General features: G+C 64.2%; 9 protein-coding genes. 5 read left to right on the forward strand and 4 right to left on the reverse strand.

Annotation, left to right across the window (positions count from 1 at the left end; translation table 11 throughout):
- Window positions 1–64 precede the first annotated feature (64 nt).
- The 4 genes from CJEIK_RS00695 to CJEIK_RS00710 all read left to right on the forward strand — a co-directional run bounded on the left by CJEIK_RS00695 (window position 65) and on the right by CJEIK_RS00710 (window position 9,935).
- Window positions 65–997: a cutinase family protein gene (locus CJEIK_RS00695; protein WP_005297242.1), complete on the forward strand. Its 933-nt coding sequence runs from the start codon at window positions 65–67 to the stop codon at window positions 995–997.
- 220 nt (window positions 998–1,217) lie between these two features.
- Window positions 1,218–3,107 (forward strand): FadD32-like long-chain-fatty-acid--AMP ligase, encoded by a 1,890-nt coding sequence (locus CJEIK_RS00700; protein ID WP_034965462.1) that lies wholly within the window; start codon window positions 1,218–1,220, stop codon window positions 3,105–3,107.
- 97 nt (window positions 3,108–3,204) lie between these two features.
- Window positions 3,205–8,268: a polyketide synthase Pks13 gene (pks13, locus tag CJEIK_RS00705; RefSeq protein ID WP_005297237.1), complete on the forward strand. Its 5,064-nt coding sequence runs from the start codon at window positions 3,205–3,207 to the stop codon at window positions 8,266–8,268.
- Window positions 8,269–8,342: 74 nt separating this feature from the next.
- Entirely contained in the window at window positions 8,343–9,935 is a 1,593-nt protein-coding gene (locus CJEIK_RS00710) for an acyl-CoA carboxylase subunit beta (RefSeq protein WP_005297234.1), read from the forward strand.
- 9 nt (window positions 9,936–9,944) lie between these two features.
- On the opposite strand, the gene CJEIK_RS00715 is transcribed toward CJEIK_RS00710, so the two are convergent.
- The 4 genes from CJEIK_RS00715 to CJEIK_RS00730 form a co-directional block, all read right to left on the reverse strand.
- Window positions 9,945–10,712, reverse strand: coding sequence for a hypothetical protein (locus tag CJEIK_RS00715; RefSeq protein WP_011272874.1), 768 nt, complete (start codon window positions 10,710–10,712; stop codon window positions 9,945–9,947).
- A complete protein-coding gene (locus CJEIK_RS00720; RefSeq protein WP_005297228.1) occupies window positions 10,696–11,298 on the reverse strand; it encodes a DUF6114 domain-containing protein in 603 nt (200 codons plus the stop codon). The genes CJEIK_RS00715 and CJEIK_RS00720 overlap by 17 nt, the downstream gene beginning before the upstream one ends.
- The gene (locus CJEIK_RS00725) at window positions 11,285–11,854 is read right to left on the reverse strand and encodes a DUF6230 family protein (RefSeq protein ID WP_034965459.1); all 570 of its coding nucleotides are present in this window, start codon (window positions 11,852–11,854) and stop codon (window positions 11,285–11,287) included. Before CJEIK_RS00725 ends, CJEIK_RS00720 begins: the two co-directional genes overlap by 14 nt.
- Before the next feature lie 160 nt (window positions 11,855–12,014).
- The gene (locus tag CJEIK_RS00730; protein WP_005297223.1) at window positions 12,015–13,247 is read right to left on the reverse strand and encodes an MFS transporter; all 1,233 of its coding nucleotides are present in this window, start codon (window positions 13,245–13,247) and stop codon (window positions 12,015–12,017) included.
- Window positions 13,248–13,442: 195 nt separating this feature from the next.
- On the opposite strand from CJEIK_RS00730, the gene CJEIK_RS00735 reads away from it, so the two are divergent.
- Window positions 13,443–14,351, forward strand: coding sequence for a LysR family transcriptional regulator (locus CJEIK_RS00735; protein WP_005297221.1), 909 nt, complete (start codon window positions 13,443–13,445; stop codon window positions 14,349–14,351).
- Window position 14,352: the final 1 nt, after the last annotated feature.

Below are 14,352 nucleotides of genomic sequence, written 5' to 3' on the forward strand. Positions count from 1 at the left end.
TGCTTTAAAAGCAGTAGAAGCCGTAAAAGCCGTAAAGCCTCAGAGGAAGGTCTAAAAGAAAGCAATGAAGAAGGTATTGACCATCCTGGCCGTGCTGGTCTTGCTTGCACTGATTGTGGTGGGGGTGGGCAACTGGTTGCTCACCAATGACGGGGGAGATGGCCCAGGACCGGGTAAGCCCACCCCGCCGCCCGCCCCGGAGGCACAGAACCCACCCGGGTGTGTGGACGTGGAGGTACTAGCCGCGCCGGGCACGTGGGAATCCAAGGCTGATGACGATCCACTGGCGCCGCATGCTAACCCTCACTCGCTGATGCTTAACGTCACCCGCCCTCTGGGCGACGAGTTCTCCCCGGACAAGGTGAAGGTGTGGACCCTGCCGTACACCGCGCAGTTCCGCAACATGAACGCACAGCACGAAATGAGCTACGACGACTCCCGCAACCAGGGCTTCGAGCGAATGAAGGAGGAGCTGCGGTCGATGCACGAGAAGTGCCCGGCAACGTCCTTCATCCTGACCGGCTTTAGCCAGGGTGCGGTTATCACCGGCGACCTGGCAGGAGAGATCGGCAACGGGCGTGGCCCCGTGCCTGCCGACCGGGTGCTGGGAGTATCGCTGATCGCCGACGGTAGGCAGGAGCTGGATAAGGGCAAACTAGTTGGTGCGCAGGGCATCCGCGGCACCGGCGCGGAGATCGCTCTGAATCCGGTGAGCGGGCTGATCCAGCCGATCGTGCCGGGCGCTACGATGCGTGGCCCGCGCCCGGATGGGTTCGGTGAACTTAATGATCGAGTAAATAACTACTGCGCCCCTGCGGACCTTATTTGTGACGCCCCAGCGGATCTGGGCAACGCTCTTGTACGAGCCAAGGACCTGGTGGCCGCCAACGCTGTGCATGCGGAATATGCGACTAACGGAAAGGTCGTGGAAGGCCAGACTGTCCCGGAGTACATCGTTGGATGGGCGCGGGATCTGATTAACGAGCGCGTGCAGTAGGGGCTGCCGCTTCGGCGGGTCTCTCTGCGCGTCGATGTGCCGGAGTGGTGGGGGCACGCGGCGCACAGGAAAGCGAAATTGCCGGGTAACAGGAGCGCACCCCGGTACGATGTGTTTTACAAGTGAAACTAAATGTTTATGGTGTTAGAGCTAAGGCCTTAGAGCTAGGTAGCTAACCCGATACCGTTTGAACCGAGTGGAAAACTAGAGGAGACCCCGCGTGGACATCACTGCAGCAATGGGCCAGTTTTACGACGAGCAAGGCGACATTAATGTGCCCGAGCAGCTCACCCTTTCCGGCATGTGCGAGATGCTTTACACCATGGCGCAGATGGAGGGCACGGTGGATAACGTGCTGATCCGCCACTGGGACTTCAGCGAGTCCCGCGAGGGTACGGTGCACGAGATCACCCGCGCGCAGGTAAACACCCGCATCAAGGCCGTCTGCGTTCGCCTGCAGCAGGTCGCCAAGCCTGGCGACCGCGTGGCCATCCTGGCCAACAACTCCCCGGAGTACATGTACGCCTTCCTGGGTGCGATGTACGCCCGCATAGTGCCCGTCCCACTGTATGACCCGAACGAGCCGGGCCACACTGGCCACCTGACTGCCGTATTGGGTTCCTCTGAGCCGACGGTGGTGCTGACGAATAAGCGCTCCGCTACGGCCGTACGCAAGCACTTCGCCTCTACGCCCACCACTGAGCGCCCCCGCGTGCTGACGGTAGACGCGCTGCCGGATGCGCTGGCTGACGAATGGCAGAACCCCATGGCCGCCATCATGGCGGACCCGTCGCTGGCGCCGAAGTCCAGCGAGGAAGCGTTCCTGCAGTACACTTCCGGCTCCACCCGCACCCCGGCTGGCGTGGTGCTTACTCACAAGTCGATCGTCACCAACGTGCTGCAGATCTTCAAGGCGGCGAACCTGCAGTCTCCGCTGCGCCTGAGCACTTGGTTGCCGCTGCACCACGACATGGGCGTGATCCTTTCCGCCTTTGTGATCATCCTGGGCCTACCTTTCGACCTGATGTCCCCGCGTGACTTCATCCAGGATCCGGCTCGCTGGGTTCGCCAGCTAAACCGCAAGAACGAGGAAGAGAACGTCTACACCGTTGTGCCTAACTTCGCCCTGGAGTTGGCCGTGCGCTACGCGGACCCGGCGAAGGTCGCGGAGCTGGCTGACCTGGACCTATCTGCCGTCGACGGGATCATCAACGGTTCTGAGCCGGTCCACCACAGCTCTGTGCAGAAGTTCCTGGAAACCTTCGGCCCCTACGGCTTCAAGAAGGAAGCCATGCGCCCGTCCTACGGCCTGGCCGAGGCCACGCTGCTCGTCAGCACCCCGCAGACCGACGAGCGTCCACTGACGAAGTGGTTCAAGCGCGAGGAGCTCTCCGATGGCACCGCCGTGGAAGGCAGTGCGGACGATGCAGACAGCCTATCCCTGGTCTCTCTGGGTCAGGTGTGCCTCCCGCAGACTCTCGCAATCGTCGACCCGGAAACCGGCAAGGAGCTGACCGACGGCAACGTCGGTGAGATTTGGGTTCACGGCGACAACATGGCCGCGGGTTACCTAAACCGCCCGGACGAGACCAAGGAGACGTTCCGCAACTCCCTGCCTACCGCCAACCGCCTGGATTCTGATAGCCGTGCGGGCGACGCTTCAGAGGACAACTGGATGCGCACCGGTGACCTGGCCGTCATCGTCGATGGCCACCTGTTCATCACCGGCCGCCTGAAGGACCTCATCATCGTCGCAGGTCGTAACCACTACCCGCAGGACATTGAGGCCACCGCCGACGAAGCCACCGAGCAGACCGCCCCGGCCGTCATCGCAGCCTTCGCCGTGGAGGCCGGTGGTTCCGCTAGCGGCGCCGCCGACGGTGAGTCTGTGGAGGGGCTCGTCATCGTTGCTGAGCGTGACCCGGATGCCAGCGAGGACGGAGACGCGGAAGCGATCGAGGCCATGCGCGCGGCCGTTACCGCCACCCACGGCGTGCAGCCGTCTGACGTGCGCATCATCGCACCGGGCACCTTGCCGCGTTCTTCCGCCAACAAGATCGCCCGCCGCGTGGCCGCGAAGGCGTATCTGGAGGGCACGCTGGGCGCTTAATCCATAAAGCGACCTCGGCGCGTTAAAATGTAGCGCTACGGTGACTCACTCATGCCTTCATTAAGGCTTCCCGGTACGAAAGGAAACGCGACCTTCCATGGCAGACAACCAGCAGGGCGTCCCCACGGCTGACCAGCAATCCCGCCCCGCCACTATTCAGCAGATGCGGGAGTGGTTACGCACCTGGGTGGCGAACACCACCGGTTTGGATGCTGCGGAGATCTCCGACGAGCGCTCGATGCAGGACTTCGGCCTGTCTTCCCGCGACGTCGTGGTTCTTTCCGGCGACCTGGAGCGCCTACTTGGCACCACCCTCGACGCGACGATTGCTTACGAGTTCAACACCATCGCCGCCCTGGCCGAGCACCTGATGCAGGGCCGTGGTTCCGGCGCTGTTTTTGGTGGTGACGCCACCACCTCCGCCGGTGCGGCGTCCAGCGCAGGTGGCCCGCTTCCATTGGGCCAGCGCGACATCGCTGTGGTCGGCATGGCGGGGCGCTACCCCGGGGCCGACAGTGCGGACGAGATGTGGGAGCTGTTTTCCAACTACTGCTCCGGTGTGGGCGAGCTCCCCGCAGGCCGTTGGTCGGAGTACTCCCGTGACCCGGAGATGACCCGCCGTATGGAGCAGGCCCAGCTGACGGGTGGTTACATCGAGGACATCGCCTCCTTCGACGCGGAGTTCTTCGGGCTCTCCCCGTTGGAGGCCGCGAACATGGACCCGCAGCAGCGCATCATTCTGCAGCTGACGTGGGAGGCGCTGGAGGACGCGCACATTCCTGCCAACCAGCTGCGCGGCAAGCCCGTCGGCGTGTTCATGGGTAACACCAACAACGACTACGGCATGTTGATCTCCGCCGACCCGGCGGAGGCACACCCCTATGCGCTGACCGGTAACTCCAGCTCGATCATCGCTAACCGCGTTTCCTATGCCTTCGATTTCCGTGGCCCGTCCGTGGCGATGGACACGGCCTGCTCTTCGTCGCTGGTGGCAATTCACCAGGCGGTGCGCTCCCTACGCGATGGTGATTCTGAGGTCGCTGTGGCGGGTGGCGTCAACCTCCTATGCAGCCCCTTTGCAACGGTGGCGTTCTCCGAACTCGGCGTGCTTAGCCCGACCGGCGGCATCCGTGCCTTCAGCGATGATGCCGACGGCATCGTGCGTTCTGACGGCGCGGGCGTGGTTGTGCTGAAGCGCCTGGAGGATGCGCGCCGCGACGGGGACAACGTGCTGGCCGTAATCAAGGGCTCGGCGGTGAACTCCGACGGCCGCTCCAATGGCCTGACCGCACCGAACCCGGATGCTCAGGTGGACGTGCTGCGCAGCGCCTACGCCGACGCGCGGATTGATCCGCAGGCCGTGGACTACGTGGAGGCGCACGGCACCGGCACTATCCTGGGCGACCCGATCGAGGCCACCGCCCTGGGAACCGTTCTAGGCCGCCAGCGCGACGTAGCCGAGCCGCTGCTGCTGGGTAGCGCGAAAACCAACTTTGGCCACACCGAGGCCGCCGCGGGTGTCGCGGGCGTGATGAAGGTTGTTCTGGCAATGCGTGAGGGAGTGCTGCCGCCGAGCCTGAACTACACCGGACCGAACCCGTATATCGATTTCGACCGCGAACACCTGGAGGTCGTGGAAGATCCGCGCGAGTGGCCCGAGTACTCCGGGCGTGCCATCGCCGGTGTGTCTGGCTTCGGCTTCGGCGGCACGAACGCACACGTGGTGATCGCATCGCCGGACCTGGAAGAAGAAGCCGCGGCGGGCATCGGGGCGGGCGGCGCAAACTCCGCAGCACCCATCGGCCTGGACCGCGAGGATTCTGCGGGCGAGGCCCCGCGCGTGCTGCTGCCCGTCAGCGGGCTGCTGCCTTCCCGCCGCCGCCAGGCCGCGGAAGCGCTGGCTACGTACCTGGAGCAAAACAAGGAATCCTTCACCAAGGCAGGCGATGAGGCCGACCAGCTGCGCGGTGTAGCCCTCGCGTTGGCGGGCCACAACCATGGCCGCTCCCGCGGTGTTGTTTCCGCTGCCACCTTCGACGAAGCCATCGCTGGGCTGCAGCGCATCGCCGCCGGCAAGCAGGGTGCAACGGTGAAGACCGCCGATTCGCCTGCTGCCAATGGCCCGGTGTGGGTCTTCTCCGGCTTCGGCTCGCAGCACCGCAAGATGGCCAAGGACCTCTACGGGCTCTCCGAGTTCTTCGCCGCCCGCCTGGACGAGCTGGACCAGGTCGTGCTGGCGGAATCCGGCTGGTCGTTCGTCGAGATGGTGCTCGACGACGAGCAGAACTACGACACGGAGCGCGCCCAGGTGGGCATCACCTGCGTGCAGATTGCACTGAATGACTTGATGCGCGCTTTGGGCGCCAAGCCGGCCGCCGTGGTCGGCCAGTCGATGGGCGAGATCGCGGCGGCATACGCCGTGGGCGGCATCACCGCCGAGGAGGCCGTGCGCACCGCCTGCCACCGCGCCCGCCTAATGGGCGAGGGGGAGCGCCTGCTCCCAGAGGACAAGCAGGGCGCCATGGCCGTAGTTGAATTCGGCGTGGAGGAGCTAGCCACCTTCACCTCTGAACACCCCGAGTACGCAAAGGTGGAACCCGCCGTATACGCCGCGCCAGGCATGACTACCGTCGGTGGCCCCGCGGAGCCAGTGCAAAAGCTGGTGGAGTACCTGGAGAGCGAGGGCAAGTTTGCTCGCCTGCTGAAGGTCAAGGGTGCGGGCCACACCTCGATGCTGGATCCGATCCTGGGCGAGCTGCACTACGAGATCAGCGACCTGGATCCGCAGCCGATCCACACCCCGCTGTACTCCACCGTGGACCGTGGCCGCGTGTACCAGCCGGGCGAGGTTGTCCACGATGCTGAGTACTTCCTGCGCTGCACCCGCCAGCCCGTCTGGTTCTCCGAGGCGACGGGCAAGCAATTCGACGACGGCTACCGCACTTTCATCGAGTTCTCCCCGAACCCGGTGGCCTTGATGCCGCTGATGAACAACTCCTTCGCGCACAACGCCAGCGATTCCAAGCTGATGTTCCTGCTTAAGCGCAAGGAGCCGGTCGCCCAGACCCTGCTTTCCACCCTCGCAGAGCTGTACGTGCAGGGCGCAGATCTGGATCTGAAGGCCCTGGCCGGTGGTCCGCGCGCCACCCTGCCGAAGGTGCCGGGCACGCAGTGGAACCTGCAGCGTCACTGGACGAACGCCCGCCCATCCTCCGGTCCTGTCGTGGATCTGCCGGGCACCCGCGTCGACCTACCCGATGGCCGCGTTGTCTTCAGTGTTCCGGCCGAAGATGTGCCGAGCATTGAACTGCTGGCCGAAGCTGCGGCAGAGGTGCTGGCCGATGGCGCCACCGTGGCCGCCACCCGCGAGCACGCCCCACTGCCGACGGCGGGCCAGCTGACGACCATCGCCGCCGGTTCCCTCGGCGGCTGGTCCCTGTCCGTTTACGCCGCCGACGCGCCCGGTGCGCAGTCGATGCCACTGGTCGCGGAGGCTTTCGTCGCCACTCTTGGTGGCGCGATTGGGGGCCTGGGGGCTGCGAGTACTGAGGGTACTAAGGGTACTGACGCCGCCTCGGCGTCAGCTGCCGCCAAGACCAGCGAGTCGCCGGCCGCCTCCGCCTCTGCCGCTTCCGCCAAGGAAAGCGCGGGCAACACGCTGCCTGAGGTTGACGAGTCCGCCGACCGGTGGGACCCGAACTCCGGCGAATCCGCTGGGGATCGCCTGCGCGCCATCGTTTCCGAATCCATGGGCTACGACATCGAGGACCTGCCGGGCGAGCTGCCACTGATCGACCTGGGCCTGGATTCTCTGATGGGCATGCGCATCAAGAATCGTGTGGAGTACGACTTCGACCTGCCACCGCTGCAGGTTCAGGCACTCCGCGATGGCTCCGTGGATGACGTGATCGCGCTCGTGGAGCAGATGATCGCGGAGCGCCACGCGAACGCTGACAGAGCCGATGCTGCCGGTGCTGATACTGCCGACAGCGCTGAGGCCGCTGCCGGGGGAGAAGGTGGCGTCACTGGTGAAGAAGACGGTGCAGCGACCGACTACACCGCGACTGGCGGCGGCGTGGCACCGCGAGATGCGAGCGAGCGCCTGGTGTTCGCCACCTGGGCAAAGGTCACCGGCAAGGCAGCCCAGGGCGTAACGAGCCAGCTGCCGGGCATCGACGAAGAGCAAGCCCGGGGCATCGCGGACCGCTTGACCGAACGCTCTGGAGCGGAGGTCAGCGCCGAGGATGTGCTGGCCGCCGAAACCCTCGAGCCGCTGAGCGAGAAGGTGCGCAGCAGCCTCGAAAGCGAAGTGGAGGGCAACATCCGCGTGCTGCGGTCGCGCCCCGAAGGCAGCACTCAGCCTGCGGTGTTCCTGTTCCACCCGGCTGGTGGTTCCTCGGTGGTGTACGCGCCACTAATGCGCCGCCTGCCGGACGACGTCCCGGTCTACGGTGTGGAGCGCCTGGAAGGCGAACTCGCGGACCGCGCGGCGGCTTACCTGGAGGAGATCATCGAGCTGGCCGACGGCCGTCCGGTTCTGCTGGGAGGCTGGAGCTTCGGTGGAGCCCTGGCGTACGAAGTTGCCCACCAGCTGGGTAAGCGCGCCGCAGCGGGCGAACCGAGCGCAGAGGTCGAGCGCATCGTGCTGCTGGATACCGTGCAGCCGAAGAACCCCGCCCCGGATACGAAGGAAGAGATGCACGCGCGCTGGGATCGCTACGCGGCGTTCGCGCAGAAGACCTACGGCCTGCCGCTAGAGGTTCCGCACGAGCTGTTGGACCAGCAGGGCGAGGGCGTGATGATGCAGATGTTCCAGCAGTTCCTTACCTCCCCGGAGGCCAAGGGGATGGGCCTGCCCGCGGGCGTGCTGGAGCACCAGCGCGCCAGCTTCGTGGACAACCGCATCCTGGAATCCCTCGACTTCTGGGCCTGGGCGGATGTGAAGGCACCGGTCACGCTGTTCCGCGCGGAGCGGATGCACGACGGCGCGATCGAGCTGGAACCGGCCTACGCCGAGGTGGCACCAGACGGTGGCTGGGGTGAGATCGTCGAGGATCTGGAGATCGTCCAGCTGCGCGGCGACCACCTGGCTATTGTGGACGAGCCAGAGATCTCTAAAGTGGGACGTGTGATCGCCAAGCACATTGCGGACGGCGTTTAGCTGAAACACGCACGGCGACTAAATAGATAGCCCCTTAGTAGAAGGGGTTTGTCGAATACGAAGGGACTTTCACTGTGACTGCTGCCGATGAGGGAGCACCCGCCGCCAACGGCACCGAAGCCACCGGCGCTACCGCAGAGAAGCTGGCGGAGCTGCACCGGAGGTTGGAACAGGCGCAGGACCCGGGCTCCGAGAAGGCCAAGGCCAGGCGCGATGAGGCCGGGCTGACCACGCCCCGCCAGCGCATCGACGTGCTGCTGGACGAGGGCACGTTCGTGGAGATCGGCGCGCTGGGACGCACCCCCGGCGAGGAGGATGCCCCCTACGGCGACGGCGTGGTCACCGGCTACGGTCGGGTCGGCGGCCGCACCGTGGCGGTGTACGCCCACGATAAAACGGTGTACGGCGGCTCGGTGGGCGAGACCTTCGGCAAGAAGGTCTGCGAGGTCATGGACATGGCCATCCGCATCGGTTGCCCGGTCATCGGCATTAACGATTCCGGCGGCGCCCGCATTCAGGATGCCGTGATGTCCCTGGCGATGTACTCCGAGATCTCCCGCCGTCAACTGCCGCTGAGTGGCCAGTCCCCGCAGATCTCCATCCTGCTCGGCCCGTCCGCCGGTGGCGCCGTTTACGCGCCTGTGACCACCGACTTTGTAGTGGCAGTCGAAGGCCGCACGCAGATGTTCGTAACGGGCCCGGCGGTCATCGAATCGGTGACGGGCGAGAAGATTTCGATGGAAGAGCTCGGTGGGGCGCGTCAGCAAGCCCGCAACGGCAACGTCTCCTACGTCGCAACCAGCGAGGAAGACGCTTTCAACTACGTCAAGGACCTGCTGGACTTCCTGCCTTCCAGCTCCTTCGACGAGACCCCGGAGTTCTGGGCGCCTAACGACGAGCTCACCGAACGCGACTTCGAGCTGAACGACATCATCCCGGACGATCCGAACGCGGGCTACGACATCATGGAGGTGCTCACCCGCATCTTCGACGACGACAACGTGCTGGAGGTGCAGGGCGATTACGGCTCCAACGTCGTCACTGCCTTCGCCCGCATCGACGGCCATGCGGTGGGCGTGGTGGCCAACCAGCCGATGGAGCTGGCCGGTTGCCTGGACGCCGACGCTGCGGATAAGGCCGCGCGTTTTATCCGTATTTGTGACGCCTACAATGTCCCCCTCGTCTGGGTCGTGGATACACCCGGGTACATGCCCGGTGTGGAGCAGGAAAAGGCCGGCCTGATTCACCGCGGAGCGAAGCTGGGCTTCGCCACTGTGGAGGCGACGGTGCCGAAGGTGACCGTGGTCGTGCGCAAGGCCTTTGGCGGTGGCTATGCCGTGATGGGCTCGAAGAACCTGGGTGCGGACATCAACCTGGTGTGGCCGACGGCGCAGATCGCTGTGATGGGTGCGGAGGCCGCCGTGGTGATGATGCAGGGCAAGGCCCTGGCCGCCATGCCGGAAGAGCAGCGCCCGGCGGCGAAGAAGATGTTTATGGACTTCTACAACGCGAACATGACCAGCCCCTATGTGGCGGCCGAACGCGGCTACGTGGACTCCGTCATCACCCCGGACCAGACCCGCATCCGCCTGCGCCAGGCGATGCGCCAGCTGCGCAACAAGCAGGTGGTGGATACTCCGAAGAAGCACACCATCATGCCGATGTAGTCAGCTGCCCTACAGGCCGATGTTGGTTCCCGCGGGCAGTTTCAGAGTGTCGGCCTTCACGAAGTAGGTGTGCATCGTGCCATTCGTCATCTCCAAGTGATTGGAGAGCGCGTCTGGCGTGCCGAGGCCGATCTTCTTGGCAGCTTCCTGCAGCTCCTTCGGCGCCATGTTTGCGTCGATGGGCAGCGGGATCAGCGGCAGCCCGGCCACGCGTGGCGTGACCTCCAGGGAGCTCACCACGATGTGGAAGTTCCCAGTCAGCGTGGTGGTCTGCCCCGGGCCGGTGCGCTGCCAGATGCCACCTTCCGGACCTGCACCTGCGGTGGGGAACTGCACGGACAGGTTCGTCAGAACGGCCTTGTCGGCATCGATGCGCAGCGCCGGCTTCGGACCTTGCGGGGTGGATTGTTGAATCAACGACATCTTCACGTGCCCCAGCAGGCGCGTGTTATCTGCCTTGATGATGTACGTCCCCTGCTGGACCGGCTTTTCGCCCTCGATCGGCCCCGGCGGGGTGAGGTCCATCCGCAAGTCCTCCGGCACCTCGGGCGGTGGCGGAGGTGCCGGCAAATCCGGTAGTGGCGGCGGAGGCGGCAAATCCGGCAGCGGCGGCGGAGGCGGCAAATCCGGCAGCGGCGGCGGAGGCGGAAGCTGCAGCTGCGCCTCGGCGCTTGGCGTGGACTCGACAGCCAGCGCCGCTACTAGCCCGCACATCGACGCCGCCGCGACGACGGCCTTCGCAGCGCTGGAGCCGCCGCGTTTACGCTGCTTGCTCATCTACCTTCCTCTTCTTGCCTTTGTTCTTGCCCATCTTTTTGACGCCCTTAGGCGCCCTTTCTTCATCCGTCCACGACAGCGCCAGGGCTCCGCCGATAACGGCGCACAGGGTGCCCAGAACGAAGCCGCCGATATTCGACATAGGCAGAGCCACGATGCCGAGGATCAGGGAGGCCACGCCCGTGAGCAGGCGAGTATCCGGCTTGAACCACGTCATGAGTGCCGAGGTGATCAGCAACGCGCCGATCAGAAGTGTGGATACGCCAGAGATCGTGGACACCTGGATGACGATGTTCGATACCTCGAAGGACAGGTATGCCGGGACGATCATGATGATGCCCGACAGCAGCATGAAAAGCCCTGCCGCGAACGGACGCTGACGGCGCCAGTTGCCGAAGCCGCGAGTGTTCTTTATCGCGGGAACGTCCTGCTCCTCGACCTCTTGATATGCGGTGCCTTGTATCTCTGTGCCTTGGTTGGCATCGGCCTCTAGGTCTGACTGCAGGTCGTCATCCAGGTCGGGGTCGTAGTTCGGATCTAGCTCTGGGTTCGTGTTGGGATCCGTGCCGGAGTTAGCACTCGGCATTGTCGTTATCCACAATCGCGATCTTGCTGCCGCCGGCGGTCATCTTGTCCGCCGACAGAGAGCTCGCCTCGATGCCCTGGCCCTTCGCAGTCAGGGAATCGGCAACGAGGCCCCAGGCGCCATCCGGGGCGTCCTTGTCGACCTTGCCCGCATTAATGCCGATCTGCGGTTTGACCAGAGTCAGGTCGCCCGTTAGCTTGCGGGCGCCGATCAGCATGTTCTCCGCGGAGAAGTTCTGGCCGGGAACGGTCATTTGGAACTTCTTATCCCCAACGCCCGGAATCTTGATTGGTGCCGTCATACAGACGTCGGTCACCTTGGCATCCTTGATGCGCAGTCGGGAGATCGCCTGGTCGCCATTGTGCATTTTGTCGACGTCGGTGAAGAGGTCGAAGCCTTTACCGTCCAGCTCCCCGACATGCATGTTGAAGATGGTGCCGGAGAGCGCCAGGTGAGCCGACACGCCGCCCTGGGCAACTGCGACGCCCATGCCTGCGGTGGCCAGCAATCCCACGCCAAGGATTGATGCGAAACGTAGTTTGCGAGTATGTCCCATGCGGGTGATCTTAAACACACTTTTGGGCAAGTGGGAGGTTTTTTATCTAAAAAGATCTGATAGTTCTAATAATTTTTCTCGCGAACTCGAGAGTGTACGAGTTATTCGCTCAAGAGTTAAGAGCCTGCTGAAAGGGTGCAGGTTGGAGCTAGGGGCGTCATTAAGAAACGGTCTTATCGCGCCGCATGGCGGCAAGGGCGGTGACGAGGGCGATGAGAGTCAACAGCATCAACCACCCGATAAACAAGCCCCAACCGTGGGCGAAGAAATAGCCGGAGACCCAACCGATGAGAGAAGAGCCGAGGTAGTAGCTCAAGATGTACAAGCTGGAGGCCTCGGCGCGATCCTGCTCGGCGACCTCGCCGACCCACGCGCTGGCGATCGAGTGGGCGGGGAAGAAAGTAGCGGTGAAGATCAGGACTGCCACCAGCGTGGTGGGAACCGTCGGGATGAAAGCCAACAAGAGACCCGCAAGAGCCATGGCGATGCAGGCGACCACGACCTTCGCCTGGCCATAGCGGTTCACCATCTTGCCCGTGCGTGTGGAGGTCCACGTGCCCGACAGGTAGATGACGAAAACCAGCGCGGCCAGGGATTCCGGTAGGCCGAAGGTATTAATCAGCCGGAAGGTCATGTAGTTGTACATGGAAACGAAGCTGCCCATCAAAAGGAATGGCAACAGGAAGAGCTTCAGCAAGATCGGGTCGCGCAGGTGGTTGGCGAAAGCATGCACCTCGTGGGACAGGGTGATCTTCTTCGGGGTGAAGAAGCGCTGCTGTGGCAGCACCCAGGTGGTCACAAGTGCCATCGAAAACGCGAAGAGGGCGCTGAGCAGGGTGGCAATGCGCCAATCTGTGAACTCCAGCGCGATGCCCGGGATCAGCCTGCCGATCAGGCCGCCCAGCGAGTTGCCCGCAATATAGAACCCCATGATGCGGGGAAGGTAGCTGCGGTCGATCTCCTCGGAGAGGAAAGCCATGGTTACAGCTGGGACGCCCGCCACCGCGAAGCCCTGCAGCAGGCGCAGCGCGATGATCGACTGGATCGAGGGTAGGGCGACCAAGGCGATGGAAAGGAGGGTGGCTGCCAAGACAGATGCCTGGATCACGCGGCGGCGGCCGAAGCGCTCGGAAACCACGCTGAGCGGAATGACCATGAAAGCCAGGCCGCCCGTGGTGGCGGAGACGGTCAGTGCGGCCAGTGAGGGCGAAATGCCGAAGTCTTCCGACAGCGCCGGGAGGACAGCCTGGGTGGCGTAGAGAGCGTTGTACGAAGCCAGGCCTGAACACAAGGAGGCGATGAGTGCCATCTTGTAGCCCTTATCCTCCGGGGTGAGGGGGCGAACGTCTGCGGTGTTCGCAGTGTCTGCAGTGTCTGCGAGGGTGTCCGTCACCGATGAAGGTCCTTCCTGCGGGTCTGGGTAATTCTCTAGCGGCTCATGCCCACAATCGATGTATCTAGTGTGGCGCAACCAGTATCAATTCACTAAATGCAATAAATAGCTTTAGCTGTCCCGGATAGAGCATATGCTGAAGTGTGGGCGTCGATAAGAAGGGCAAGAAGGAAGGTAAGAAGGAAGATACAGAGCGTGAAAGACCTAACGTGGCTCCTGGACTTGGCTGAAACCCAGAACATGGTGGATACGTCGCTGCGCCTGGGGATCAGTCAGTCGGCGCTTTCGCGGAGGCTATCGGCGCTGGAAAGAGAGCTCGGTGCGGAGCTGTTCGACCGCAACGGCAGGCACCTCGCCCTCAACGAATGCGGAGCCGCGCTGGCCAGGCACGCCCGCGAGGCCGACGAAGCATGGCAGCGGGGAGTCGACGAAGTACACCGGCTGATGGATCCGGAGCGGGGAACCGTGCGTGTGGACTTCATGCACTCACTGGGCACGTGGATGGTGCCGCAGCTGCTGCGGGAGTTCAGGAACGCGCACCCACAGGTGAGGTTTGAGTTGGTGCAGGGCGCCGCACGGCCACTGACGGACCGCGTGATAGCCGGGGAATCCGACGTAGCGATGGTGGGGCCGAAACCGCACGCGCTGGTGGAGGACGGCGAAGTGCGATGGCAGCAGCTGGCCACCCAGAGGCTGGCAATGGCGGTGCCGACGAACCACCGCTGGGCGGGGCGCAAGAGTATCAGCATCGCAGAGGCCGCGGACGAGCCCTTCGTGGCCATGCTGCCGGGGTACGGAACCCGTATGCTGTTGGACGATCTGGCGGCCGCGGCGGGCTTCCGGCCACGCCTGGTGTTTGAGTCGATGGAGCTGACCACGATGGCGGGACTGGTAAGCGCCGGACTGGGCGTGGCCCTGCTGCCGATGGGGGACCCGAACCTGGTGGTCGCGGGCATAGAAATGCTCCCCCTCGAGGAAGACCGCGAGAGGGAGCTGGGAATGGTCTGGAGCGCACGGGCCCGGTCGGCGCCCGCCGCCGAGGCGTTCCGCGCGTTCGTCGTGGACCAGGCGGTCCGGCGCGACGGCAGGCTGCGCTTCGGCTAGG

It is taken from the genome of Corynebacterium jeikeium (genome assembly GCF_028609885.1).
In the GTDB taxonomy this organism is placed as follows: domain Bacteria; phylum Actinomycetota; class Actinomycetes; order Mycobacteriales; family Mycobacteriaceae; genus Corynebacterium; species Corynebacterium jeikeium.